Genomic DNA, 24,665 nt, shown 5'->3' with positions numbered 1-24,665 from the left:
GCAGCGCAGCCCGCGCCTGTCGCGCAGGCTGCGCCCACGGTGCTGGCACGGAACCTGCCGCCTCGGCGGGAAAGCGACTGCGGATACCGCAATGGAGAGCATGCAAGTGATTGCCGAGGCGATGCGCGGGCTGCTTGGCGAGGGCGACGACCTGGCCTGGTGGCAGGCCGGCGTGCGCGCCGCCATCGTCTTCGCCGGCACCTGGGCGCTGCTGCGGCTGGCCGGCAGGCGCGCCTTTGCGCAGAAGACCTCGTTCGACCTGTGCATCGTGCTGCTGTTGGGCGCGGTGCTGTCGCGCGCGGTAGTGGGCGCAACCTCGTTCGCGGTGGCCTTTGCCGCGGCGCTGGTGCTGGTGCTGCTGCACCGCGCGGTGGGCTGGCTGTCGAGCCGTTCCCCCGGCTTTGACCGCGCCATCGCCGGCGATGCGCTGGACCTGATGCGCGCGGGCCAGCTGGATCGCGCGCGCATGCGCGGCGCAATGCTGACCGAGGAAGACCTCAGGGCGAATCTGCGCGCGACGCTGCAGACCGACAGCTTCGACGATCTCCGCCGCGTGGTGCTGGAGCGCGACGGCAAGGTCACGTTCGTGCGCGCGCAGCGGGCCGAACCCGCGCCCGCGCCGCCACGCACCGCCGCCGGCACGGTCGCGCGCGGTGACGGCGTGGCGGCGCATGCAACCGGGGCACGGCGATGAGCCACGGCAGCGACAACCGCGCGATCGCGCGCTACCTGCTGCGCCACGGACTGCGCGTGGTGACGGCGGAGTCCTGTACCGCGGGCCTGATTGCCTCGCGTATCGCTGAGGTGCCTGGCTGCGGCGAGGTCTTGCGCTGCGCGATCGTGGCCTACTCGCCGTCCGCCAAGGAGCAGTTGCTGCACGTCCCGGCCGAAACCATCCGGCGCCATGGCCTGACCAGCGAGGCGGTCTCTCTGGCGATGGCGCGCGGCGCCATGCAACTGACCGGCGCCGACCTGGCGATTGCCAACACCGGCGTGGCCGATGGCGGCGGCGACGGCGATATCCCCGCCGGCACGCAGTGCTTCGCCTGGGTGTTCCGCCGCCACGGCCATGCCGCGCACGACGTGGTGTCGCACGCGCACGGCATTGCAGCGTTTACCGAGACACGCCGCTTCGCCGGCGCGCGCAACGCCGTGCGTGAAGCCGCCGCCGACTGGGCGCTGGCACGCATCTGCCACTACCACCAACTGGCGCGCAGCGGGCAAGGCCGCGACCCGCGCGCATGAATCGCCGGCGCGCCGAATCGGCATGCCGGCAATCCCGAGGGCCCTGGGCCCGACCGACGTAGTCTTGCAATGGAGACCATCATGAAACGCACTCTCGCTACCACGGCACTGGTCGTCGGCACCGCGCTCTGCCTGCCGGCCTTTGCTCAACAGGCACCGGCGTCGCCGAACGTGCCGAACCCCAGCGTGCCGCCGATCGAAGGTTCCCCTCCGGCCGCGCGCAACCAGCCGGCCGCTACCGACATGGGCGCCGCTTCCGCCCCCGGCGCCAAGGACACCATGAAGAAGTCCAAGTCCAAGTCGGACAAGACCTCGAACACCGCCCGCAGCAAGAAGCCGCGCGAGCAAGGCGCGCCGGCCGCGCCGACCGCCGATGCGCCAAGCGGCCCCAAGGGCGATTCGCCGGATCCGGCGCCGAAGCGGTAAGCGCCTGACTGACCCCGAACACGCGGCGCGCCGTGCGCGCCGGCTGCGCTCGCCTGCGGCGCCCCCAACGTCGCGGCAGGCTAGCCGCCGCCGCGCATGGCCCGTGTCGCCTGTGCCAGCAGCGCCTCGCGTTCACGCCGGCGCCAGCGCACGCAGCGCCAAAGCTCCTCCAGATAAGGAAGTCCCGCCAGCAGCACCACCGCCACCAGCAGGCCGGCCAGATACGCCGGCGGCAGCGGCTCGGCCTTCAGCGCCAGCGCCATCCGCGCGGGCTCCGGGCCGCGCCCGAACAAGGCGAGAAACTGGCCCCAGTGCAACACCACCACATACGACGCCGCGGCCAGCGGCAGCACTTCCAGCAAGCTGTGCATGTGCTGCTCGACCGGTGCGATATGACGGCGCCTGCTGGCGTAATGCACATCCCACCAGGCAGTGATCTCGTGGATGACCAGCGCCGCCAGCACCACCGCGATCAGCAGCGCGTTGACCTCCAGGAACAGCACCAGCAGCAGCGGCAGGCCCACTTCGGCCAGCATCAGCATGTGCAGCAGCGATTCGTTGACGCCGGCGTTGCGTTCGATCTGCGTGGCCCGGTGGCAGAGCCAGTCGCCCACGCCCGCCAGCAGCCACAGCGGCACCAGCCCGTACATCAGCACGAGCCGGGCGGCGTGTTCGAAGGCAGGGAAGTCGGCCGGCATGGCAGCGCTGTGGCCCGAGGCACGCGGCTATCCGGCTACGGCCGCTCTTGCGGCGCGCGGTACTGCTGCCGCAGCACCCGGAACAGCTCGTGGTTCACCTGCACGCCGCGATACTGGCGGCGCACCACGGCACGCACGCGCGCGCCCAGCACATGCGTGCGCAGCGCCCGCGCGTAGCGCCGCTGCACCGCGTGCTCGCGCTTGCTGATGGCCTGCACGATGGAACGGTCGGAACCGTGCTTGCCAATCCCGGGGGGCGCGGGGACCGGGACCGCGGCCGGCATCGGCACTGCCTGCGGCACCTCGCCCAGGTCGAGCAGGCACGCCTGCAGCTCATGCGCGGCCTGCGCGAACGCATTGGCACGGCTGGTCAGCACGGACTTGAGGTGGGGATTGGCCGCGGCGATCGCGGCGCGGCGGCAGCCCAGCTCCCCCTCGCGCGAGGCCGCGATCAAGGCGTTGAGCAACAGGATTTTTTTCTTCGCCATGGCACACCTGCCCTGGTCCGCGGGCGGACCGTGAAGTCACCGATCGGAGCCGGCGGCTGCCGGCGGTTGCGCGTTGGCGCCGGACCCGCGACGGGTGCCGGACTGGTCCAAGGATAGCGACTGGCGCTGCCGGGCGCCAGCCGCGGCGAAGGCGTGCTGCGCGGCGGCCCGCCACGCCTTGCGCGCCTCGCGCATGCCGCGCAGGTTCATCGCGATCAGCGCCAACTGCAGCACGATCAGCGCATGGGCGTCGCCGTGCCAGCCCCACGCAATCCACAGCACGTTGCTGGCCAGGAACACCCAGAAGCCGGCACGACGCCGCGCGATCGAGCGTGAACCGACCAGCCAGGTTGCCACGACCGTCACCACCATTGCCGGCCATTGCGCCGCCTCCAGCCACTGATCCATGGGTCCCCTTGAATGGCATGCCACCGTGCCGGCCATGGCACGCATGGGCTTGCAGGGGCAAGAACCATACCGGGGAGCGCGCCGGCCGGCAGCGGGCGCGCGGCCCTGCGCGTTATTTCCATCGGCGCGGCGGCCACCAGTACTTTTTACAAGCCATTGCCGGATCGGCACATGCGCTGCCGCGCCGCACGCCCTTGCGGTGCTTGGGCGAGCCGGCCCGCCGCCGCGGCCGGGCGCGCTGGCACGCACTTCGCATGGCAGAGCCATCCCGGCGGCTGGCCGCAAGGCGCCGCTCCGGGATTTTTGTTGCTCCGCCGGAGCGAAACACCGGGAGGACATGTGCGGATCTGCCAGATCGACCTGACCGGAACGCCCGAAGCCGATCAGCATGCGTTGCAACGCGTGGCGGCGCTGGGGTTCGACCACGTATTGATCGGCGGCTGGCCGCACCTGCCTGAGGACGACACGCTCGCGGCGTGCGCCCGGCATGGGCTGGCCCCTCTGCTCGATATCTCACTCGACCGCTATATGGCGGACGGCGCCGCCGGGACCGACGACCTTCCCGATGCAGCCTGGATCGATACCGCGGCGCCCGCCTTCGCGCCGCATGAGACCGACAACCACATCCCCGGCTCGCGCCTGCGCTGGCACGACCGGCAGATCGCCGAGGCGCTGGTGCAATGGTGGGCGGCGCGGCTGCGCCTGGCGTGGGCCGCGGGCGCGGCCGGCTTCTGCTGCCGGGCGCCGGCACGCGTGCCGGGCCAGTGCTGGTCCGCACTGCTGGCGACCTTGCGTGGCGATGCGGTGCCGGAAACGGCGCGCGGCACGCCGCGCTTCCTCGCCTGGACCCCGGGGCTGACGCCGGCACAGCTGGACGAACTCGCGCCCGCCGGCTTCGACGGCGCCTTCTGCTCGTTGCCGTGGTGGGACTACCGCAGCGCCTGGCTGACCGAGGAAATGGCGCGGCTGCGCCGCCTCGGCCGGGTGCTGGCGGCGCCGGCGCTGGCGCCGTCGCGCCATGACGCGCTCAGCGCGCGCCGCGCGCTGTGGACTGCCGCGGCGATCGGCGACGGCATCCTGGTGCCGGCGGGATTCGAGACCGGCGGCGCGCAGGCGCGCGATCCGCTGGCCCCCGACGGCCCCGCGCATGACGGCGTGCCCTACGACATCACCCATGAAGTGCTCGAGGCCAACACCTGGCTGGCCGCGCGCGACCCCGCGCCCGCCCTGGCGGTGCGCCTGCTAAGCGGCCCCGACGCGCCGCTGACCGTGCTGGCACGCCTGCCCGCCCCCGACGGCCATGGTATCGGATCCGGTGCGGCGCCCCGCCGCGATGATCCGGCCGTGCCCGACGCCGGTCCCGCGCTGGCGGTGGTGCTCAACCCCGATCCGATGGAACCGGCCAGCCTTGGCGCCGATCGCGTGCTCAGTGCCATGCCGCATGCCAGCGCCCGCCTGGAGCCGGCCGCTGGCGGTCCGGGCGGCACCATCGACGGCACCAGCCGCCTCGATGCGCTGTCCAGCATCACGCTGGCGCCGGCCGACATCCGCCTGTATGAAGTGCCGCCGGTGCCGCTGAGCCGGCCCGGCATGCCGCGGCCCGACGCGACCCCGCCGCACGGCCACGAAACCCTGGCGGTAACGGGCCTGGACAGCGTGGTCGCCGCCATGGAGGCGCCGCGCATCGCCATCGAACGGGTCGAGCCCGCCTGCGATGCCGGCCGCTTCGCCGTGCGCCGCGTGGTGGGCGAGCGCGTCGACGTCAGCGCCGATATCTGGATGGATGGCCACGACAAGCTGGCCGCGGCGGTGCTGTGGCGCGCGCCGGGCGAAAGCGAATGGCGCGAAACGCCGATGCAGCCCGGCATCAACGACCGCTGGGAAGGCAGCTTCCCGCTGGTAGCGCTGGGCCGGCATGAATTCACGGTCGAGGCCTGGCGCGACACCTTCGCCAGCTGGCTCGACGAGATCGGCAAGAAGCGCGCGGCGGGACTCAACGTCGCGCTCGAGATCGAGGAAGGCGCGCGGCTGGTGGCCGATGCGCTGCTGCGGCCAAGGGCAAATGGCAAAGCGGGCAACGGCAAGGCGGGTAATGGCCGCAAGTCCGGCAAGAAGGGCAGCCAGCAGTCCGCCGCAAACGACGAACTCTCCGCCATCGTCGACGAGCTGACCGCCGCCGCCGGCGATGACGAACGGCGCCTGCAGCTGCTGCTGTCCGAACGCACCGCCGCGGCCATGCACGCCGTGATGCAGACGCCGGCCGGACGGCCGTTCGCGTCGCGCCACCCGGTGGCGATGCCGGTCGAGGCCGACCGGCTGGCGGCACGCTTCGCCAGCTGGTATGAGCTGTTTCCGCGCTCGCAAAGCAACGACGCGCAGCGCCATGGCACCTTTGACGACGTCATCGCGCGCCTGCCCGCGATCCGCGCGATGGGCTTCGACGTGCTGTATTTCCCGCCGATCCACCCGATCGGCCGCACCCATCGCAAGGGCCGCAACAACAGCCTGCGCAGCGAGCCGGGCGACCCCGGCAGCCCCTACGCCATCGGCGGCGCCGAAGGCGGCCACGATGCGCTGCATCCGGAGCTGGGCACGTTCGAGGATTTCAGCCGGCTGATCGACGCCGCCGCGGCCAACGGCCTGGAGCTGGCGCTGGACTTCGCGATCCAGTGCTCACCCGACCATCCGTGGCTGCGGGAGCATCCGGAGTGGTTCGCGCACCGTCCGGACGGCTCGCTGCGCTACGCCGAGAACCCGCCCAAGAAGTACGAGGACATCGTCAACGTCGACTTCTACGCCGCGCCGCCGGCCGGTGCCGCGCTGTGGCAGGCGCTGCGCGACGTGGTGATGTTCTGGGCCGACCACGGCATCCGCATCTTCCGCGTCGACAACCCGCACACCAAGCCCCTGCCGTTCTGGGAATGGATGATCGCCGACGTGCGCGCGCGCCACCCCGACACCATCTTCCTGGCCGAGGCCTTCACCCGGCCCAAGATGATGGCGCGGCTGGCCAAGCTCGGCTTCAGCCAGTCGTACACCTACTTCACCTGGCGCAACACCAAGTGGGAGCTGACCGAATACCTGACCGAGCTGACGCAGACCCCGCTGCGCGACTTCTTCCGGCCACACTTCTTCGTCAACACGCCCGACATCAACCCCTACTTCCTGCATCACGGCGGCCGCCCCGCCTTCCTGATCCGCGCGGCGCTGGCGACGCTGCTGTCCGGGCTGTGGGGCATGTACAGCGGCTTCGAACTGTGCGAGAGCGCGCCCTTCGTGCTCGATGGCAAGGTGCGCGAGGAATACCTGGACTCCGAGAAATACCAGCTGCGCGTGCGCGACTGGCAGCAGCCGGGCAATATCGTCGCCGAGATCTCGCGGCTCAATGAGATCCGTGCCGGACACCCCGCGCTGCAGAACCACCTGGGGCTGCGCTTCTACCATGCCGGCAGCGACGCGGTGCTGTGGTTCGCGCGCTTCGTGCCGGGCACCGATTACCTGTTCGGCGACGACGTGCTGCTGGTGGCGATCAACCTCGACCCGCGCACCGCGCACGATGCCGATATCGAAATCCCGCTGTGGGAATGGGGCCTGCCCGACCAGGCCGGCCTGGCGGTGCAGGACCTGATGCGCGGCCAGCGCTTCACGCTGCGCGGCAAGCACCAGCGCATCCGGCTCGACCCGGCGCAACTGCCGTTCGCGGTCTGGCACGTGCAGCCGCTGGAACGTCCCGCCCCCCGCCCACCTGCTGCGCCGGTCTCGACCGACCCGCACGGCGCCTGACAGGCATACGTGGAGACACGGATGAAACGCCTTACCGAAACCGCCAGCGCCGCCCTGCTCAACGCCGATCCGCTCTGGTACAAGGATGCCGTCATCTACCAGCTGCACATCAAGTCCTTCTTCGATGCCAATGGCGATGGCGTGGGCGACTTCGCAGGGCTGCTCGGCAAGCTCGACTATCTGGTCAACCTGGGCGTCGACACGGTATGGCTGCTGCCGTTCTATCCGTCCCCGCGCCGCGACGACGGCTACGACATCGCCGACTACCGCAACGTCCACCCCGACTACGGCACCCTGGCCGACGCGCGGCGCTTTATCGCCGCGGCGCACGCGCGCGGACTGCGCGTGATCACCGAGCTGGTAATCAACCATACCTCGGACCAGCACCCGTGGTTCCAGCGCGCGCGCAAGGCCAAGCCAGGCTCGGCGGCGCGCCGCTACTACGTGTGGTCGGACCATGACCAGGCCTACGCCGGGACCCGCATCATCTTCTGCGATACCGAAAAGTCCAACTGGAGCTGGGATCCGGTGGCGGGGGCGTATTTCTGGCACCGCTTCTACTCGCACCAGCCGGACCTGAACTTCGACAACCCGCAGGTGCTCAACGAAGTGCTGTCGGTGATGCGCTTCTGGCTCGACATGGGGGTCGACGGCCTGCGCCTGGACGCGGTGCCCTACCTGGTCGAGCGCGAAGGCACCAGCAACGAGAACCTGCCCGAGACCCATGCCGTCATCCGCGCCATCCGTTCCCACCTGGACCAGCATTTCCGCGGCCGCATGCTGCTGGCCGAGGCCAATATGTGGCCGGAGGACGCGCAACAGTACTTCGGCCTGACCGGGCCCGAGCCGGAGGGCGACGAATGCCACATGGCGTTCCACTTCCCGCTGATGCCGCGCATGTACATGGCGATCGCGCGCGAGGACCGCTTCCCGATCACCGACATCATGCGCCAGACCCCGGAGGTGCCGCCCAACTGCCAGTGGGCCATCTTCCTGCGCAACCATGACGAGCTGACGCTGGAGATGGTGACCAGCAGCGAGCGCGACTACCTGTGGGAGGTCTACGCCACCGACCGGCGCGCGCGCATCAACCTGGGGATCCGCCGCCGCCTGGCGCCGCTGATGGAACGCGACCGCCGCCGCATCGAGCTGATGAACAGCCTGCTGTTCTCGATGCCGGGCACGCCGGTGATCTACTACGGCGACGAGATCGGCATGGGCGACAACATCCACCTGGGCGACCGCGACGGCGTGCGCACCCCGATGCAGTGGTCGCCCGACCGCAACGGCGGCTTCTCGCACGCCGATCCCGAGCGCCTGGTGCTGCCGCCGCTGCAGGGTCCGCTGTATGGCTACGAGGCGGTCAATGTCGAGGCCCAGGCGCGCGATCCGCATTCGCTGCTGAACTGGATGCGGCGCATGCTGGCGCTGCGGCGCAAGCACCGCGCCTTCGGCCGCGGCACGCTGCGCTTCCTGTTTCCCGGCAACCGCAAGATCCTGGCGTACCTGCGGGAGTTCGAGGGCGAGCACATCCTGTGCGTGGCCAACCTGTCGCGCGCGCCGCAGGCGGTGGAGCTCGACCTGTCCGCGTTCAACGGCCGCGTGCCGGTGGAGATGATGGGCGCGACGCCGTTCCCGGCGATCGGTACCCTGACCTACCTGCTGACGCTGCCGCCCTATGGCTTTTACTGGTTCGTGCTGAGCGACGAGGCGCAGCCGCCGTCGTGGCACGTGGAGGCGCCCGAACAAATGCCAGACCAGATCACCCTTGTGATGCAGAACACGGGCCGGCCCGAACTGACCGAGGCCTCGCGCCGGCTGATGGCCAGCGAGGTGCTGCCGCACTACATCGGCCGGCGCCGCTGGTTCGGCGCCAAGCACGAGCGCATCGAGTGCGTCGCGCTGGCCTACCTGCTGCCGTTTGCGCGCGGCAGCGGCGGCGAGGACATCTACCTCGGCGAGGTCGAGGTGGGGCTGCCCGGTCGCACCGAGCGCTACCAGCTGCCGGTGGGCATCCTGTGGGACCGCGAAAGCGCCGACGGGGTCTCGCAGCTGGCGCACGGGCTGTCGATGGCGCGCGTGCGCCAGGGCAGCCGCGTCGGGCTGGCCACCGACGGCTTCGTGGTCGAGCCGTTCGCGCGCGAGGTGGTGCGCGCCTTGCGCAACGACCTGCAGGTGCATGCCGGGCACGACCTGATCCACTTCCGCGCCGAGCCCGGGCTGGCCGCGCTGGAACTGGAGCGCGACCCGATCGAATACATGTCGGCCGAGCAGTCCAACAGCTCGCTGTCGTACAACAACACCGCCGTGCTCAAGCTGGTGCGCCGGCTCTCGGGCGGCATCCACCCGGAAGCCGAGATGACGCGCTACCTGACCGCGCAGGGCTATGCCCACGCCGCGGCGCTGCTGGGCGAGGTGGTGCGCACCGGGCCGGACGGCGTGCCGCATACCATGATGCTGCTGCAGGGCTATATCCTGAACCAGGGCAACGGCTGGGACTGGACCCTCGACTACCTGGGCCGCGCCATCGACGATGCGCTGCCGTTGCAGGACAGCGAGGACGAGTTCGCCGAGGCCATGAACGGCTACGCCGCGCTGGCCGGCACGCTCGGGCGCCGGCTGGCCGAACTGCACGCGGTGCTGGCGCGCCCCACCGACGACGACGCCTTCACGCCGCTGCCGGCCAGCGACGACGATGCGCGCGCCTGGGGCGGGCAGGCGATGGAGGCGCTGCAACGCGCCCTGAGCCGGCTGCAGGCGGCGCCTGCCGCCGAGCTGGCGACGCCGGCCTTCGAGGCCGATGTGCAAACCCTGATGGCGGCGCGCGATGCGCTGCCGGGACTGGTCGACAAGCTCGCCGCCGCGGCGCCCGGCAGCCTGCAGACCCGCATCCACGGCGACTTCCACCTGGGCCAGGTGCTGATCGCGCAGAACGACACCTACCTGGTCGACTTCGAAGGCGAGCCCGGCCTGCCGCTGGACTGGCGCCGGCGCAAGACCTCGCCGCTGCGCGACGTGGCGGGGCTGCTGCGCTCGCTCGACTATGCCGCCGCCACGGTCGGCACCGACCGCAGCGAACGCACCCACAGCGAACTGCCGCCGCAGCTGGCGGAGCGGCGCGCGGTGCTGCTGGAGCGCTTCCGCACCACCGCCAACGAAGCCTTCCTGAGCTGCTACCGCCAGCACATGGAAGCCGCGCCCGTGCCATGGGTGGCGCCCGGCCAGCTGCAGCCCCTGCTCGACCTGTTCCTGCTGGAACGCGCGGCGTACGAAGTCGAATACGAAGCCGCCAACCGGGTCGCGTGGATCGACCTGCCGGCCAGCGGGCTGGCCCGCCTGCTGCGCAAGCTGGTCTCGACCGGAGAAGCGGCATGAGCGCTCCCGCCAGCACCGCCGACGGCAACCTGCCCGCCCATGAACTCGATGCCCTGCTGGGCGGCCGCCACCCCGACCCGTTCGGCGTGCTGGGGCCGCATCCGGATGGCGATGCCACGCTGGTGCGCGCCTGCCTGCCCGGGGCGGCGTCCGTACAGCTGGCCGATGCCGGTGGCGCGCCGCTGGCGGAAATGGATCGGCTGCATGGCGGCGGCGTGTTCGCCGCGCGCTTGCCGCGGGCAACGGGCACCGGCGCCGCGGCCTACCGGCTGCGCGTGCAATGGTCCGACGGCACCGAGCAGTGCAGCGCCGACCCCTACGCCTTCGGCCTGCTGCTGGGCGAACTGGACCTGCACCTGATCGCCGAGGGCCGGCACTTCGAGCTGGGCGCCTGCCTCGGCGCGCAATGCCAGCGCGTGGACGGCATCGACGGCGTGCGCTTCGCGGTGTGGGCGCCGAATGCGCGGCGGGTCTCGGTGATCGCCGACTTCAACGGCTGGCACCCGGCGCGGCATCCGATGCGGCTGCGCCATCCCAGCGGGATCTGGGAGCTGTTCGTTCCCGCCGCGCTGGGCGCGCAGCCGGGCAGCCGCTACAAGTACGACCTGCTCGACCCGCACGGCACCGAACTGCCCGACAAGGCCGACCCGCTGGCGCTGGCCGCCGAGCCGCCGCCCGCCACCGCCTCGGTCGTCACCGGTCCCGGCCAGGGCGCGCCCCCGTTCAGCTGGCACGATGACGACTGGCTGGCCCGCCGCCAGCAGTGCGACCCGTACCGCACGCCGATGTCGGTGTACGAGGTCCACGTGCTGTCGTGGCTGCGCGCGGCCAACGACGCGCAGCATGGCTGGAACCTGCTGGCCGACCGGCTGGTGCCCTACGTGCAGGAGCTGGGCTTCACCCATATCGAGCTGCTGCCCATCACCGAGCACCCGTTCGGCGGCTCCTGGGGCTACCAGCCGCTGTCGCTGTACGCACCCACCGCGCGGCTGGGACCACCGCAGGCCTTTGCCGCCTTCATCGACCGCTGCCACCAGGCCGGCATCGGCGTGATCCTGGACTGGGTGCCGGCGCACTTCCCCACCGATCCGCACGGGCTGGCGCAGTTCGACGGCACCGCGCTGTACGAGCACCAGGACCCGCGCGAAGGCTTCCACCAGGACTGGAACACGCTGATCTACAACCTGGGCCGCAACGAAGTGCGCGGCTTCCTGCTGGCCGGCGCGCTGCACTGGCTCGAGCACTTCCATGCCGACGGCCTGCGCGTCGACGCGGTCGCCTCCATGCTCTACCGCGACTACAGCCGCCAGCCCGGCCAGTGGGTGCCGAACCGTTTCGGCGGCCGCGAGAACCTCGAAGCGGTGGACTTCCTGCGCGAACTCAACGCGGTGGTCCATGAACGCTGCCCGGGCGCGCTGACCATCGCCGAAGAGTCCACCGCGTGGCCGGGCGTGACCGCCAGCGTGGCCAGCGGCGGACTGGGCTTCGACTTCAAGTGGAACATGGGCTGGATGCACGACACCCTGCACTACCTGGCCCATGAGCCGGTCCACCGCGCCTGGCACCACCAGAACATGACCTTCGGCCTGGTCTACGCCTGGTCCGAGGCCTTCGTGCTGCCGCTGTCGCACGACGAGGTGGTGCACGGCAAGGGCTCGATGATCGGCAAGGTACCGGGCGACGAATGGCAGCGCTTTGCCGGCCTGCGCGCCTATTACGGCTTTATGTGGGCGCATCCGGGCAAGAAGCTGCTGTTCATGGGTGGCGAGCTGGCGCAGTGGCAGGAATGGAACCACGATGGCGAACTCGACTGGGCGCTGCTGGACCAGCCCATGCACCGCGGCATGCACACGCTGGTGCGCGACCTGAACCGCCTCTACCGCGAGCTGCCCGCGCTGCATGCGCTGGACCACAGCCCCGAAGGCTTCCAGTGGGTGGTCGGCGACGACAACCACAACAGCGTGTTCGCCTGGCTGCGCCGCGCGGGGGCGGACAGCCAGGAGGTGGTGCTGGCGGTGGTCAACATGACGCCGGTGCCGCGCCACGGCTACCGTATCGGCGTGCCCTATGCCGGCACGTGGCGGGAATGCCTGAATACCGATGCTGCCGTCTACGGTGGCGGCAACGTCGGCAACGGCGGCGCCGTGACGGCCATCGACGTGCCTTCGCACGGGCAGCCGGCTTCGCTGGCGCTGACGCTGCCGCCGCTGGCCACGCTGGTGCTGCGCTTCGACCAGGGTGAAGGCATCGAAGGCGCCGCGACATGACGCGCCAGTTCGCTGACCGGCTGCTGCCCGGCAAGCCGTTTCCGCTGGGCGCCCACTGGGACGGGCTGGGGGTCAATTTCGCGGTGTTCTCGGCGCACGCCTCGCGCATCGAGCTGTGCCTGTTCTCCGACAACGGCCGCAAGGAACTGGCCCGGCTGCCGTTGCCGGAATGCACCGACGAGATCTGGCATGGCTACCTGCCCAACGCGGCGCTGGGCACGCTGTATGGCTATCGTGCGCATGGCCCTTACGATCCCGGCCACGGGCACCGCTTCAACCCGCACAAGCTGCTGCTGGACCCGTATGCGCGCCAGCTGAGCGGCCCGGTGCGCTGGTCGGACGCGCTGTTCGGCTACCGGCTGCAAAGCGCGCGCGCCGACCTCACGCCGGACCGCCGCGACAGCGCGCCGACCATGCCCAAGGCAGTGGTGGTGGACGAGAGCTTCCACTGGGGCGACGACCGGCCGCCGGCCGTGCCCTGGCCCGCCACCGTCATCTACGAGGCCCACCTGCGCGGGCTGTCGATGCTGCGCGACGACCTGCTGCCCAACCTGCGCGGCACCTTCGCCGCGCTGTGCGATCCGCGCTTCGTCGACCACCTGGTGCAGCTGGGCGTGACCACCATCGAGCTGCTGCCGGTGCACGCCATCCTGCAGGACCGCTTCCTGCTGGAGCGCGGCCTGCGCAACTACTGGGGCTACAACACGCTGTCGTACTTCGCCCCCGAGCCGGCCTATCTCGGCACCGGACAGTTGCAGGAGTGCAAGGTGGCGATGCGGCGCCTGCATGCCGCCGGCATCGAAGTGATCCTGGACGTGGTCTACAACCACACCTGCGAAGGCAACGAACTGGGGCCGACGGTCTGCTGGCGCGGACTCGACAACGCCAGCTACTACCGGCTGATGCCCGGCAACGAGCGCCATTACATCAACGACACCGGCTGCGGCAACACGCTCAACCTGTCGCACCCGCGCGTGCTGCAGATGGTGCTGGATTCGCTGCGCTACTGGGTGCAGTGCTACCACATCGATGGTTTCCGCTTCGACCTGGGCAGCACGCTGGGGCGCGAAGGCAACGGCTTCGACGCGGGCTCGGGCTTCTTCGACGCGCTGATGCAGGACCCGGTGCTGAGCCGCGTCAAGCTGATCTCCGAGCCCTGGGACCTGGGCCCGGGCGGCTACCAGCTCGGCAACCATCCGCCCGGCTTTGCCGAGTGGAACGACAAGTTCCGCGACGTCAGCCGCCGCTTCTGGCGCGGCGACGCCGGGCACCGCGGCGAGATGGCGGCGCGCCTGGCGGCCTCGGCCGACCTGTTCGACCGCCGCCACCGGCGCCCGTGGGCCAGCATCAATTTCATCACCGCGCACGATGGCTTCACCCTGGCCGACCTGGTCAGCTACAGCACCAAGCACAACGAGGCCAACGGCGAAGACAACCGCGATGGCACCGACGACAACGCCAGCGCCAACTGGAGCCCGGACGGCGGCGTCGAAGGGCCCACCGATGACGCCGAGATCCTGCTGCGCCGCAGCCGCGTGGCGCAGGCGCTGATGGCCACGCTGCTGCTGGCGCAAGGCACGCCGATGCTGACCGCCGGCGACGAATGGGGCCGCAGCCAGGCCGGCAACAACAACGCCTACTGCCAGGACAACGAGCTGTCGTGGCTGGACTGGAAGCAGGCCCAGGCGCCCGGCGCACAGCCGATGCAGCAGATGGTGCGCCGGCTGCTGGCGCTGCGGCGCAGGCTTCATGCGCTGAGCGGCGACCGCTTTGCCCACGGGCGCGAGGAACCGGCACCGGGCATCGCCGACATCGCCTGGTTCGATACCGACGGCAAGCCGCCCACGCCGGAGGAATGGGCCGATCCGGACATCCGCACGCTGGCGCTGCGGCGCGCGGCCGCGCCGCCACAGCCGGAACGCCCGATGCTGGGTACGCTGGCGCAGGCCGCGCCGGGCGATGCGCGCGCGGTGCAGGTGACCCTGCTGCTGCTCAACGCCGGCGACAGCGACGCCAGCTTCCAGCTGCCCGAGCCCGCGCTGCCGTGGGCGCTGCTGTTCGACAGCAGCCGGCCCGAGGCCAGCGATGCCGAACTGGCTGCGGCCCAGGTGCGCGAGACCCAGGCGGTCGCCGCGCACTCGCTGGTGCTGCTGGCCGCGCAGGCGCCCGCGCCGCGGGAGGACCTCGCGTGAGCCGCGCCGGCACGCCCTCGCCGCTGCAGGCGCTGGCGCTGCGCGCCGGCCTGCAGCCGCACTGGACCGACGCCTGGGACCAGCCGCGCGAGGTCGGCGACGCGGCCTTGCGGCGCGTGCTGGAAGGACTGGGCCTGCCCTGCGGCAGCCCCGGGCAGTGCGCCGCCTCGCACGCGTGGCTGGCCGCCGACGACGCGGCGCATGCGCTGCCGCCGCTGGTGACCGCCGAGCGCGGCCAGCCGGTCGTGGTGCCGTGGCCACATACCCTGCCGCAGCGCGCTTACCGCGTGACGCTGGAAGACGGCGCGATCATCGCCGGCACCGCGGTGCGCGGCGCGGGTGCCGACGCCACGCTGATGCACTTGCCCGCCATCGATGTCTGCGGCTACCACCGGCTGGACCTGGGCGATGGCCATACCACGCTGGCGGTGGCGCCGCGGCGCTGCTACGGCGTCGCCGACGCGCTGCGGCATGCCGGCCGCGGCAAGGGCGACCGCGACAGCGCGCGCTCGCCGCCGTGGGGCCTGGCGGTGCAGCTCTACAGCCTGCGGCGCGGCGCGGCGTGCGGCATGGGCGACCTGACCGCGCTGGCCGAAGGCTGCGCCAGCGCCGCGCGCGCCGGCGCCGACGCCATGGCCATCAACCCGCTGCATGCGCCCTTCGCCGCGCTGCCCGAGCGCTACAGCCCGTATGCGCCGTCCAGCCGGCTGTTCCTGAACCCGCTCTATGCCGACCCTGCCACGGTGTTCGGCCAGGCGGCAGTCGACGCCGCCATCGCCGGCCTGGGCGCGGGCGACACGCTGCAGGCGCTCGACGCCCGCGGCGAGATCGACTGGATCGCGCTGGCGCCGCTGCGCTATGCCATCCTGCGCTGGCTGTGGCAACGCCGCGAAACCCTGCTGCCGCGCGCGGCCCTGGACGACTATGCCGCCTTCCGCACGCGTGGCGGCACGGCGCTGCATGCGCATGCCTGCTATGAGGCGATCCAGGCGCACCGGCTCAGCGACAGCGCCAACGGCAACCACCGGCAGTCCGCGCCGGACTGGCGCTGCTGGCCGGTCACGCTGCGCTCCCCGGCCGATGCCGCGGTGGCCGCCTTCGCGCAGTCTCACGCAGACGACGTGGCCTTCCACGCCTTCCTGCAATGGCTGGCCGACGACGGCCTGGCGCGGGCGCAGCGCGCGGCGCGGGATGCCGGCATGGCCATCGGCATCATCCGCGACCTCGCCGTCGGCGCCGATCCCGGCGGCAGCCAGGCCTGGACGCGCCAGCCGGAAACCCTGGCCGGCTTCCATGCCGGCGCGCCGCCGGACCTGTACAACCCGCTCGGGCAGGACTGGGGCGTGGCGGTGTTCTCGCCGCGGGGACTGCGCCGGCACGGCTACGCGGCGTTCCTGGAAATGCTGCGCGCCAACCTGTCCCACGCCGGCGGACTGCGCATCGACCACGTGCTGGGCCTGGCGCGCATGTGGCTGGTGCCGGCCGGGGCGCCGGCCAGCGACGGCGCTTACCTGCGCTATCCGCTGCAGGACTTGCTGCGGCTGGTGGCGCTGGAGTCGTGGCGGCATCGCACCATCATCATCGGCGAAAACCTCGGCACGGTGCCGCCGGAACTGAATGCGGCACTGTCGGCGCGCGGCGTGCTGGGCATCGACGTGCTGTGGTTCCAGCGCGAGGCACCCGCACAGGACGACGCTCGGGAGCAGGCGACGCAAGATGCCGGCAACCTGGCCGGGCAGGAAGCCGAGGCCGCGGCGTTCCTGCCGCCGCAAGCCTGGCCCGCCGATGCCATTGCCACCACCACCACGCACGACCTGCCCACCGTCGCCGGCTGGTGGGCCGGCCAGGACCTGGCGTGGCGCGACCGGCTGCAGCTGCTGGCGCCGGGCGAAACCCTGGCCCAGGCGCAGGCCGGCCGCGCGCGCGAGCGCGTGGCGCTGTGGCAGGCCTTGTGCGACGCCGGACTATGCAGCGGCGCCGTCCCCGCGCCGGACCAGGCTCCGCTGGGCGCGGTGCTGGCCTGGCTGGGCACCGCGCGCACCGCGATGCGGCTGCTGCCGGTGGAAGACCTGCTGGGCCTGGCCGAGCAGCCTAACCTGCCGGGCACCACCAGCGGCCATCCTAACTGGCAGCGCCGGCTCGATACCGACGTGGGTGCGTGGTTCGGCACCCCCGTGCTGCGCGCGCGGGCCGACGCATGGCGTGGCATCCGCCCCGGCGCACGCCATCCGCCGGCGCAGCCATGAGGGCCACGCGCCCCACCCGCCGCGCAAATGTGCCGTGTCCGAAACCACCTTCCGCATCGATCGTGCATCCGCCTTGCGATCCGCTAAGCTTGACCCACGCCCATGCGCAGGAGCCCCGCCATGAACGAAGCCATCCGGCCCGAGCATGCCGATGACACCCGCACCGCCCTGTCCGGCGCCAGCCTGCGCCAGGCCTTTCTCGACCACCTGTTCCATACCCAGGGCAAGCTGCCCGGGCACGCCAGCCAGAACGACCTCTACCAGGCCGCCGCGCATACAGTGCGCGACCGCCTGGTGCAGCGCTGGATCAGCACCGCCGAAGCCTACCTCGGCCAGCCCTCGCGCACGGTGGCCTACCTCTCCGCCGAATTCCTGATGGGCCCGCACCTGGGCAACAACCTGATCAACCTCGGCATCTTCGAAGAGGTCTGCGAGGCCATGGAGGCGGCCGGACTGGATCTCGCCCGCATCCTCGACCAGGAAGTCGAGCCGGGCCTCGGCAACGGCGGCCTGGGCCGGCTGGCGGCGTGCTTCATGGATTCGCTGGCGACGCTGGAGATCCCCGCGCTGGGCTACGGCATCCGCTACGAGTACGGCATCTTCCAGCAGACCATCATGGACGGCATGCAGGTGGAGAAGACCGATACCTGGCTGCGCAACGGCAACCCGTGGGAAATCCAGCGCTCCGAATGGGCGGTGCAGGTGCGCCTGGGCGGGCACACCGAGCACTACACCGACGACCGCGGCCACTATCGCGTGCGCTGGGTCCCGGCCAAGACCGTGGTCGGCGTGCCGTTCGACTCGCCGATCCTGGGCTACCGCGTCAACACCGTGAACACGCTGCGGCTGTGGCGCGCCGACGCAACCGAGGCGTTCGACTTCCACACCTTCAACCGCGGCGACTACCTTGGCGCAGTCAGCAAGAAGGTGACCTCCGAGAACCTGACCAAGGTGCTCTACCCCAACGACGAAACCTCGCAGGGCAAGGAACTGCGGCTCGAGCAGCAGTATTTCTTCGTCGCCTGCTCGCTGCAGGACATGCTGCGGCTGCTCGCGGTCGACGGCATCCCGGTGACGCGCTTCCACGAGAAGTTCGCGGTGCAGCTCAATGACACCCACCCCGCCGTGGGCATCGCCGAGCTGATGCGGCTGCTGGTCGACGAGCACGACCTGCCCTGGAACGAGGCCTGGCACATCACGCACAGCGCCTTCGCCTATACCAACCACACGCTGCTGCCCGAGGCGCTGGAGCAGTGGCCGCTGCCGTTGTTCGGGCGGGTGCTGCCGCGCCACCTCGAGATCATCCTGGAGATCAACGCGCGCTTCCTGGACGAGGTGCGGATTCGCTTCTACGGCGACGAATCGCGCCTTGCGCGGCTGTCGCTGATCGACGAGCATGGCCAGCGGCATGTGCGCATGGCCAACCTGGCGTGCGTCGGCAGCCATGCCGTCAATGGCGTGGCCGAGCTGCACTCGCGCCTGATGCGCGAGGACGTGCTCAAGGACTTCTACGAGATGTGGCCGGAGAAGTTCACCAGCATCACCAACGGCGTGACGCCGCGGCGCTGGCTGGCGCTGTCCAACCCGCGCCTGACGCGGCTGGTATCGGACGCGATCGGCGATGGCTGGATCTCGGACCTCGAGCAGCTGCGCGCGCTCGAGCCGTATGCCGAAGACGCCGGCTTTCGCGATGCCTGGCAGGACGCGCGGCGCGCCAACAAGACCGACCTGGCGCAGCTGGTGCGCGACACCACCGGCGTGGTGGTCGACCCCTCGTCCATGTTCGACGTGATGGTCAAGCGCATCCACGAATACAAGCGCCAGCACCTGGCGGTGCTGCACGTGATTGCGCTGTACCACCGCATCAAGTCCGACCCCGGCGCGCAGATCCAGCCGCGCACCTTCCTGTTCGGCGGCAAGGCCGCGCCCGGGTACGCCTATGCCAAGCTGATGATCCGCTTCATCACCTCGGTGGCCGACGTGGTCAACCGCGACCCGCAGGTGCGCGACCGGCTCAAGGTGGTGTTCCTGCCCAACTTCAACGTCACCTACGGCCAGCGCATCTACCCGGCGGCGGACCTGGCCGAGCAGATCTCGCTGGCCGGCAAGGAAGCCTCTGGCACCGGCAACATGAAGTTCGCGATGAACGGCGCGCTGAATATCGGCACCATGGACGGCGCCAATATCGAGTTGGGCGAAGCGGTGGGCCACGACAACTTCTTTCCCTTCGGCCTGACCGCGCCCGAGGTCTATGCGCTGCGCGACAGCGGCTACGACCCGGCCGCCTATTACCACAGCAACCCGCAGCTGCGCGCGGTGATCGACCTGGTGCAGCAGGGCTTCTTCTCGCGGGGCGAGCCCGGCCTGTTCCGCCCGCTGTTCGAGCCGCAGCATGGGCACGATCCCTATCTGCTGATGGCGGACTTCGCCTCCTATATCGATTGCCAGCAGCAGGTATCGGCCGCGTATGCCGACCCGGCGCGCTGGCAGCGCATGTCGGTGCTGTCGTGCGCGCGCTCGGGGCGTTTTTCGTCGGACCGTGCCATCCGCGAATACTGCGAGCGCATCTGGCATGTCGCGCCGGTGCCGGTGCGGCTGCTGCACCGCGCCAGCGGCGAACCCTGGCAGGTGGAAGCCGGCACGAGCGGGCCGCGCGCAGCCTGAGGCGCGCAACCGTTGCCTGCACCGATGGCATCGGCGCAAGGCGCAGCGTAGTTTCTACAATGCCACAGGTAACAAAGCCCGCGCCGCGCTGGGCTGCGGGCTTGCCGGTGGCGCCGCGAATGCGCCGTTCTGCTGGCATGGAGTTCGCATTGCGCAAGGATCCTATTCCCCCAAGAAGGCAGGAGCCGAATTTGAACGCCGACCCCTTTCTCCTCGCCCCCGGCACCCGCTCCGCGGTGCCGCCGCTGGCGCCGTTCGACTGCTTTGCCGCGCCTTCGGCATCCGCCTTCTGTTCCCCCGACGAACCCGCGCAGGATTACCTGTTCGGGCCGGCCTGGCTGCCCGACGGGCGGGTACGGTTCCGGCTGTGGGCACCCGATGCCGCCGAGCAGGGCCAGGCGGTGCGCGTGGAGATCGCCGGGCTGGGCCCGGTGCCGATGGCATGCGGCGCCAACGGCTGGTTCGAGGCGATCGTGCCGGGCTGCGCGGGCGCGCGCTACTGGTTCCGGCTCGACGACGGCACCACCGTGCCGGACCCGGCCTCGCGCTGGCAGGCCGACGACGTCCACGGCCCCAGCATCGTCCCCGCGCGCGACGCCGCCAGCGCGTTTGCGTGGACCTGTCCCGAATGGCGCGGGCGCCCGTGGCACGAAGCCATCGTCTATGAACTGCACGTCGGCCTGTGCGGCGGCTATGCGGGCGCGGCGCGGCAACTGCCGCGGCTCGCGGCGCTGGGCTTCACCGCGGTCGAGCTGATGCCGGTCGCAGAATTTCCCGGTACGCGCAACTGGGGCTATGACGGCGTGCTGCCGTTTGCGCCGGAGTCCGGCTACGGCACCCCGGACGAACTGCGCGCACTGGTCGACCGCGCCCACCAGCTCGGCATGATGGTGCTGCTGGACGTGGTCTACAACCATTTCGGCCCCGAAGGCAACTACCTGCACCGCTATGCCAGCGCCTTCTTCCGCACGGACCGCCAAACCCCATGGGGGCCGGCCATCGACTTCCGCCGGCCGCAGGTGCGGCGCTTCTTTACCGAGAACGCGCGCTACTGGCTCGAACAGTTCCGCTTCGACGGCCTGCGCCTGGACGCCGTGCACGCCATCGAGGACGAAGGCTGGCTGGCGGCACTGCCGGGCGAACTGCGCACCGCGCTGGCCGATGGCGATGGTCCGCGTCGCCATCTGCACCTGGTGCTGGAGAATGACAACAACGATGCCGCGCTGCTGGCCGCCGGCTACGACGCGCAGTGGAACGATGATGCGCATCACGCGCTGCACGTGCTGCTGACCGGCGAGGACGATGGCTACTACCGCGACTACAGCGCGGCGCCGGATACGGCCGATGCCGGCAATGGCGGCAATCCCGACAGCGCCGCCGCCGGGCGTGGCGTGCCCGCGCTGCGCCACCTCGCGCGCGTGCTGGGCGAAGGCTTTGCCTACCAGGGCGAACGCTCGGCGTTCCGCTCGGCCGCGCTGCCCGCGGTGGCCGATGGCGTGCGGCGCGGCCAGCCCAGCGCGCACCTGCCGCCCACGGCCTTTGTCTGCTTCCTGCAGAACCACGACCAGACCGGCAACCGCGCGTTCGGCGAACGGCTGGCGCAACTGGCCGGGCGCGACGCGCTGCGCGCGGCCATCGCCCTGCAGCTGCTGTGCCCGCAGGTGCCGCTGGTGTTCATGGGCGAGGAAACCGGCAGCACGCAGCCGTTCCTGTATTTCACCAGCCATCCGCCCGAGCTGGGGCGCGCCGTGCGCGACGGGCGCCGGCGCGAGTTCGCCGCGACCGCCGCCTTCAGCGACGACGCGCGCGCGGCCGCCATCCCCGATCCCAACGACCCGGCCACGTTCGAGGCCTCGCGCCCGCGCCTGGACGATGACGGCGACTGGACGCCGTACTACCGCGAACTCCTCGCCGTGCGGCGGCGCGAGCTGCTGCACCGGCTGGCCGGCTGCCAGAGCGCAGGCGTCGATGTGCTGGGGCCGGCGGCGCTCTGTGCGCGCTGGCGGCTGATGGATGGCGTCGAGCTGAGCCTGTGGCTCAACCTGGGCAACGAAGCCGTGCCGTGCACGCGGCCGTGCCACGACCGCAGCACCGCGCTGCATGAGAGCAGCGCCGGCGCGGCCGCGGCGCTGTCGGCGGGGCTGCTGCCGCAGCGCTCGTGCGTGGCCACCGTGTGCGAGCCCGCCGCGGCACGCGCGCGATGATGGCTGACGGTGCGCCGCAGGCGCTGCCGCGCGCAACCGCCCGGCTGCAGCTGCACCCGGGCTTCACCTTTGCCGATGCCGCCGGCGTGGTCGGCTACTACGCCGCGCTGGGCGTCAGCCACCTTTACCTGTCGCCCATTTGCGGCGCGCGGCCCGGCTCCACCCATGGCTATGACGTCACCGATTTCACCGCCGTGCGCGACGAACTGGGCGGCGAGCCCGGCCTGAAAGCACTGGCAGCGCGCGCCCGCGAGGCCGGCCTCGGCCTGATCGTCGACATCGTGCCCAACCATATGGCGGCCGACCCGACCCACAACGGCTGGTGGCGCGACGTGCTGGCGCATGGCCGCGGCAGCCCTCACGCGGCCACCTTCGACATCGACTGGACCCCGCGCGATGCGGCGCTGCGCGGCAAGGTGCTGCTGCCGATCCTGGGGCAGTCGTACTGGGACACCGTGGTGGCCGGCGAACTGCAATGGGTCCCGGCCCGCGACGATGCCGCCGCCCATCTGCGCTATTTCGACCACACGCTGCCGCTGGCGCCAGGCAGCGTCGACGCCGAAGCCGAGCGCGACGGCCCGGCCTGGTACGACGCCACCGGCGCCGAGGGCCGCGGCCGGCTCCATGCCTTGCTGGAACGCCAGCACTACCGGCTGGCCTGGTGGCGCACCGCGGCCGCCGCGCAGAACTGGCGCCGCTTCTTCGAGATCAGCGACCTGGTCGGCGTGCGCGAGGAAGACGAGCGGGTCTTCGATGCGGTCCATGCCCTGGTCCTGCGCCTGCTGCGCGAAGGCTGGATCGACGGCGTGCGCGTGGATCACGTCGACGGCCTGGCCGATCCCGCCGGCTACTGCCGCCGGCTGCGCGCCGAACTGGACCGCCATGCCGCAGCGCGTCCGCCAACGCTGCGGCTGGAGCATCCATGGCTGGTGGTCGAGAAGATCCTCGGCCCGGGCGAGCGCCTGGCGCCGGACTGGCAGGTGCATGGCACCACCGGCTATGACTTCATGGACGAAGTGGCCGCGGTGCTGCATGACGGCGACGGCGAGGCGGCGCTGGACACGCTGTGGGCGACGGTCAGCGGCGATGCGCGCGGCTTCGCGGCGCATGTCGAGGCTGCGCGGCGCCAGGTGCTGGAGCGGCACCTGGTGACGGAATTCGAAGGCGCCGCCGCATGCCTGCGGGACTGCGCCGAGCAGGAGCCCGGCACGCGCGACCTGACCCGGGCCGCGCTGCGGCGCGCGCTGGCGGCGCTGATGGCGGCAGTGCCGGTCTATCGCAGCTACTTCGACGCGCACCCGGCCGAACGCGATGCGGCTGCGGCGCTTGCCGACGACGCCATGCTCGAGCAAGCCATGCGGGCCGCGCGCGCCGGCCTGGCGCCCGACGAAGCGGTGGCGCTGGCCTTTATCGGCGGCTGCCTGCGCACCGCCGCGCCGGCCGACAGCGAGACCGGCGCGCTGCGCCGCCGGCTGCAGCAGCTGATGCCCGCGCTGGCGGCCAAGGCCGGCGAGGACACCGCGTTCTACCGCTACGGCCGGCTGCTCTCGCGCAACGAAGTCGGCAGCGATCCGGCCCGGCTGGCCATGCCGCCGGCGCAGTTCCACGCCCGCATGGCGGCGCGGCGCCTGGCCTGTCCCTACGCCATGCTTGCCACCGCGACCCACGACCACAAGCGCGGCGAAGACGCGCGCATGCGCCTGGCAGTGCTGAGCGAGGTGCCGGGCGCGTGGGCCGATGCCGTGGCCGCGTGGGAGGCCGCCGCGGCTGCGCTGCTGGCGACCTCGCCGCAAGCGCCCGACCCGGGCGACCGGCTGATGCTGTACCAGACCCTGGTCGGCGCATGGCCGATGGAAGACCTGAGCCTTGCCGACGATGCCGGCGCCGCGCAGCCCTTGCTGGAGCGCGTGGGCGCGTGGCAGCGCAAGGCCATCCGCGAAGCCAAGCGCCACGGCAACTGGACCTGCCCCGACACCGACTACGAAGCCGCATGCGAGACCTTCCTGCGCGGCCTTGCCGCACACGGGCCTGCGCACGGGGCCGCCAGCGTGCTGGCGCAGATCGGCCAGTTCGCGCAGCGCATTGCCGTGGCCGGAGCGCTCAACAGCCTGGCGCAGGTGCTGGTGCAACTGACCGCGCCTGGCATTCCCGACCGCTACCAGGGCTGCGAAGGCTGGGACCTGAGCCTGGTCGATCCCGACAACCGGCGCCCGCCCGACTACGCCCGGCTGCAGGCACGGCTGGACTGCAGCGCGGGCTGGGCCCACTGGCTGACGCACTGGCGCGACGGCCGCATCAAGCAGCAGCTGGTGCGCCGGGTGCTGGCGGTGCGGCGCGCGCATGCGGCACTGTTCGCCGACGGCCAATACAGCATGCTGGCGGCGCAGGGCGCGCTGGTGCCCCAGGTGCTGGCCTTTGCGCGCAGCGCCGACGGGCGCCAGGCCATCACCGTGGTGACCCGGCTTGCAGCCGCGCATGTCGACCCCGCCCTGCCGCGCATTCCGCAAGCGGCGTGGGGCGATACCACGCTCAACGTGGGCGCGCCGCAACCGAGCCGCTGGACCGATGCGCTGACCGGCCACGTGGTCCAGGCCCCCATGGGCCGCCTGCGGCTGCGCGACGTGCTGGGCGGCCTGCCGGTCGCGCTGCTGCTGCGCGAACCCTGAGGC

At 71.4% G+C, this 24,665-nt stretch carries 14 protein-coding genes; 11 read left to right on the top strand and 3 right to left on the bottom strand.

The features are described from left to right. Positions 1-91: 91 nt before the first annotated feature. From A3AG_RS0120505 to A3AG_RS0120495, 3 genes are all read left to right on the top strand, one after another. A complete protein-coding gene (locus A3AG_RS0120505) occupies positions 92-694 on the top strand; it encodes a DUF421 domain-containing protein (protein ID WP_018007229.1) in 603 nt (200 codons plus the stop codon). Further along, on the top strand, positions 691-1,245 hold the full coding sequence (locus tag A3AG_RS0120500) for a CinA family protein (protein ID WP_018007228.1): 555 nt from the start codon (positions 691-693) through the stop codon (positions 1,243-1,245). The genes A3AG_RS0120505 and A3AG_RS0120500 overlap by 4 nt, the downstream gene beginning before the upstream one ends. A gap of 81 nt (positions 1,246-1,326) precedes the next feature. Further along, positions 1,327-1,671: a hypothetical protein gene (locus A3AG_RS0120495; RefSeq protein ID WP_018007227.1), complete on the top strand. Its 345-nt coding sequence runs from the start codon at positions 1,327-1,329 to the stop codon at positions 1,669-1,671. Positions 1,672-1,751: 80 nt separating this feature from the next. Here the strand turns inward: A3AG_RS0120495 and A3AG_RS0120490 are convergent, their stop codons facing one another. From A3AG_RS0120490 to A3AG_RS0120480, 3 genes are read right to left on the bottom strand one after another with little or no spacing between them, the layout of a single operon-like run. Beyond that, entirely contained in the window at positions 1,752-2,369 is a 618-nt protein-coding gene (locus tag A3AG_RS0120490) for a hypothetical protein (protein ID WP_018007226.1), read from the bottom strand. Between the two features lie 35 nt (positions 2,370-2,404). Beyond that, positions 2,405-2,857 carry a DUF2383 domain-containing protein gene (locus A3AG_RS0120485; protein WP_018007225.1) on the bottom strand — a complete coding sequence of 151 codons (453 nt, stop codon included), beginning with the start codon at positions 2,855-2,857 and terminating at the stop codon, positions 2,405-2,407. Between the two features lie 36 nt (positions 2,858-2,893). Further along, the gene (locus A3AG_RS0120480) at positions 2,894-3,265 is read right to left on the bottom strand and encodes a hypothetical protein (RefSeq protein ID WP_018007224.1); all 372 of its coding nucleotides are present in this window, start codon (positions 3,263-3,265) and stop codon (positions 2,894-2,896) included. Positions 3,266-3,604: 339 nt separating this feature from the next. Here A3AG_RS0120480 and A3AG_RS0120475 point away from each other — a divergent pair, with 339 nt between their 5' ends. The 8 genes from A3AG_RS0120475 to treY all read left to right on the top strand — a co-directional run bounded on the left by A3AG_RS0120475 (position 3,605) and on the right by treY (position 24,662). Then, positions 3,605-7,048, top strand: a complete 3,444-nt coding sequence (locus tag A3AG_RS0120475) for an alpha-1,4-glucan--maltose-1-phosphate maltosyltransferase (protein ID WP_026164338.1) — start codon at positions 3,605-3,607, stop codon at positions 7,046-7,048. A gap of 21 nt (positions 7,049-7,069) precedes the next feature. After that, entirely contained in the window at positions 7,070-10,423 is a 3,354-nt protein-coding gene (gene treS, locus A3AG_RS0120470) for a maltose alpha-D-glucosyltransferase (RefSeq protein ID WP_018007223.1), read from the top strand. After that, the gene (gene glgB / locus A3AG_RS0120465) at positions 10,420-12,690 is read left to right on the top strand and encodes a 1,4-alpha-glucan branching protein GlgB (protein WP_018007222.1); all 2,271 of its coding nucleotides are present in this window, start codon (positions 10,420-10,422) and stop codon (positions 12,688-12,690) included. The genes treS and glgB overlap by 4 nt, the downstream gene beginning before the upstream one ends. After that, the gene (gene glgX / locus A3AG_RS0120460) at positions 12,687-14,882 is read left to right on the top strand and encodes a glycogen debranching protein GlgX (RefSeq protein ID WP_018007221.1); all 2,196 of its coding nucleotides are present in this window, start codon (positions 12,687-12,689) and stop codon (positions 14,880-14,882) included. Before glgB ends, glgX begins: the two co-directional genes overlap by 4 nt. After that, complete coding sequence (malQ, locus tag A3AG_RS0120455; protein ID WP_018007220.1) at positions 14,879-17,128, top strand: 4-alpha-glucanotransferase; 2,250 nt, start codon at positions 14,879-14,881, stop codon at positions 17,126-17,128. The genes glgX and malQ overlap by 4 nt, the downstream gene beginning before the upstream one ends. Before the next feature lie 120 nt (positions 17,129-17,248). Then, entirely contained in the window at positions 17,249-19,792 is a 2,544-nt protein-coding gene (locus A3AG_RS0120450; protein ID WP_018007219.1) for a glycogen/starch/alpha-glucan phosphorylase, read from the top strand. 191 nt (positions 19,793-19,983) lie between these two features. Beyond that, positions 19,984-21,996: a malto-oligosyltrehalose trehalohydrolase gene (locus A3AG_RS0120445; RefSeq protein ID WP_018007218.1), complete on the top strand. Its 2,013-nt coding sequence runs from the start codon at positions 19,984-19,986 to the stop codon at positions 21,994-21,996. Then, complete coding sequence (treY, locus tag A3AG_RS0120440; protein WP_018007217.1) at positions 21,993-24,662, top strand: malto-oligosyltrehalose synthase; 2,670 nt, start codon at positions 21,993-21,995, stop codon at positions 24,660-24,662. The genes A3AG_RS0120445 and treY overlap by 4 nt, the downstream gene beginning before the upstream one ends. Positions 24,663-24,665 lie beyond the last annotated feature (3 nt).

The sequence above is a fragment of the Cupriavidus neocaledonicus genome, from assembly GCF_000372525.1.
Lineage (GTDB): Bacteria > Pseudomonadota > Gammaproteobacteria > Burkholderiales > Burkholderiaceae > Cupriavidus > Cupriavidus neocaledonicus.
The sequence above is the reverse complement of the archived record's forward strand: the minus strand, read 5'-3'. Positions and strand labels throughout refer to the sequence as shown.

Coding starts and splice junctions, on each gene's coding strand:
- A3AG_RS0120450 (WP_018007219.1), top strand. CDS start 17,249: ATGAACGAAGCCATCCGGCCCGAGCATGCCGATGACACCCGCACCGCC.
- A3AG_RS0120480 (WP_018007224.1), bottom strand. CDS start 3,265: ATGGATCAGTGGCTGGAGGCGGCGCAATGGCCGGCAATGGTGGTGACG.
- A3AG_RS0120495 (WP_018007227.1), top strand. CDS start 1,327: ATGAAACGCACTCTCGCTACCACGGCACTGGTCGTCGGCACCGCGCTC.
- A3AG_RS0120485 (WP_018007225.1), bottom strand. CDS start 2,857: ATGGCGAAGAAAAAAATCCTGTTGCTCAACGCCTTGATCGCGGCCTCG.
- glgB (WP_018007222.1), top strand. CDS start 10,420: ATGAGCGCTCCCGCCAGCACCGCCGACGGCAACCTGCCCGCCCATGAA.
- treY (WP_018007217.1), top strand. CDS start 21,993: ATGATGGCTGACGGTGCGCCGCAGGCGCTGCCGCGCGCAACCGCCCGG.
- treS (WP_018007223.1), top strand. CDS start 7,070: ATGAAACGCCTTACCGAAACCGCCAGCGCCGCCCTGCTCAACGCCGAT.
- glgX (WP_018007221.1), top strand. CDS start 12,687: ATGACGCGCCAGTTCGCTGACCGGCTGCTGCCCGGCAAGCCGTTTCCG.
- A3AG_RS0120490 (WP_018007226.1), bottom strand. CDS start 2,369: ATGCCGGCCGACTTCCCTGCCTTCGAACACGCCGCCCGGCTCGTGCTG.
- A3AG_RS0120500 (WP_018007228.1), top strand. CDS start 691: ATGAGCCACGGCAGCGACAACCGCGCGATCGCGCGCTACCTGCTGCGC.
- A3AG_RS0120505 (WP_018007229.1), top strand. CDS start 92: ATGGAGAGCATGCAAGTGATTGCCGAGGCGATGCGCGGGCTGCTTGGC.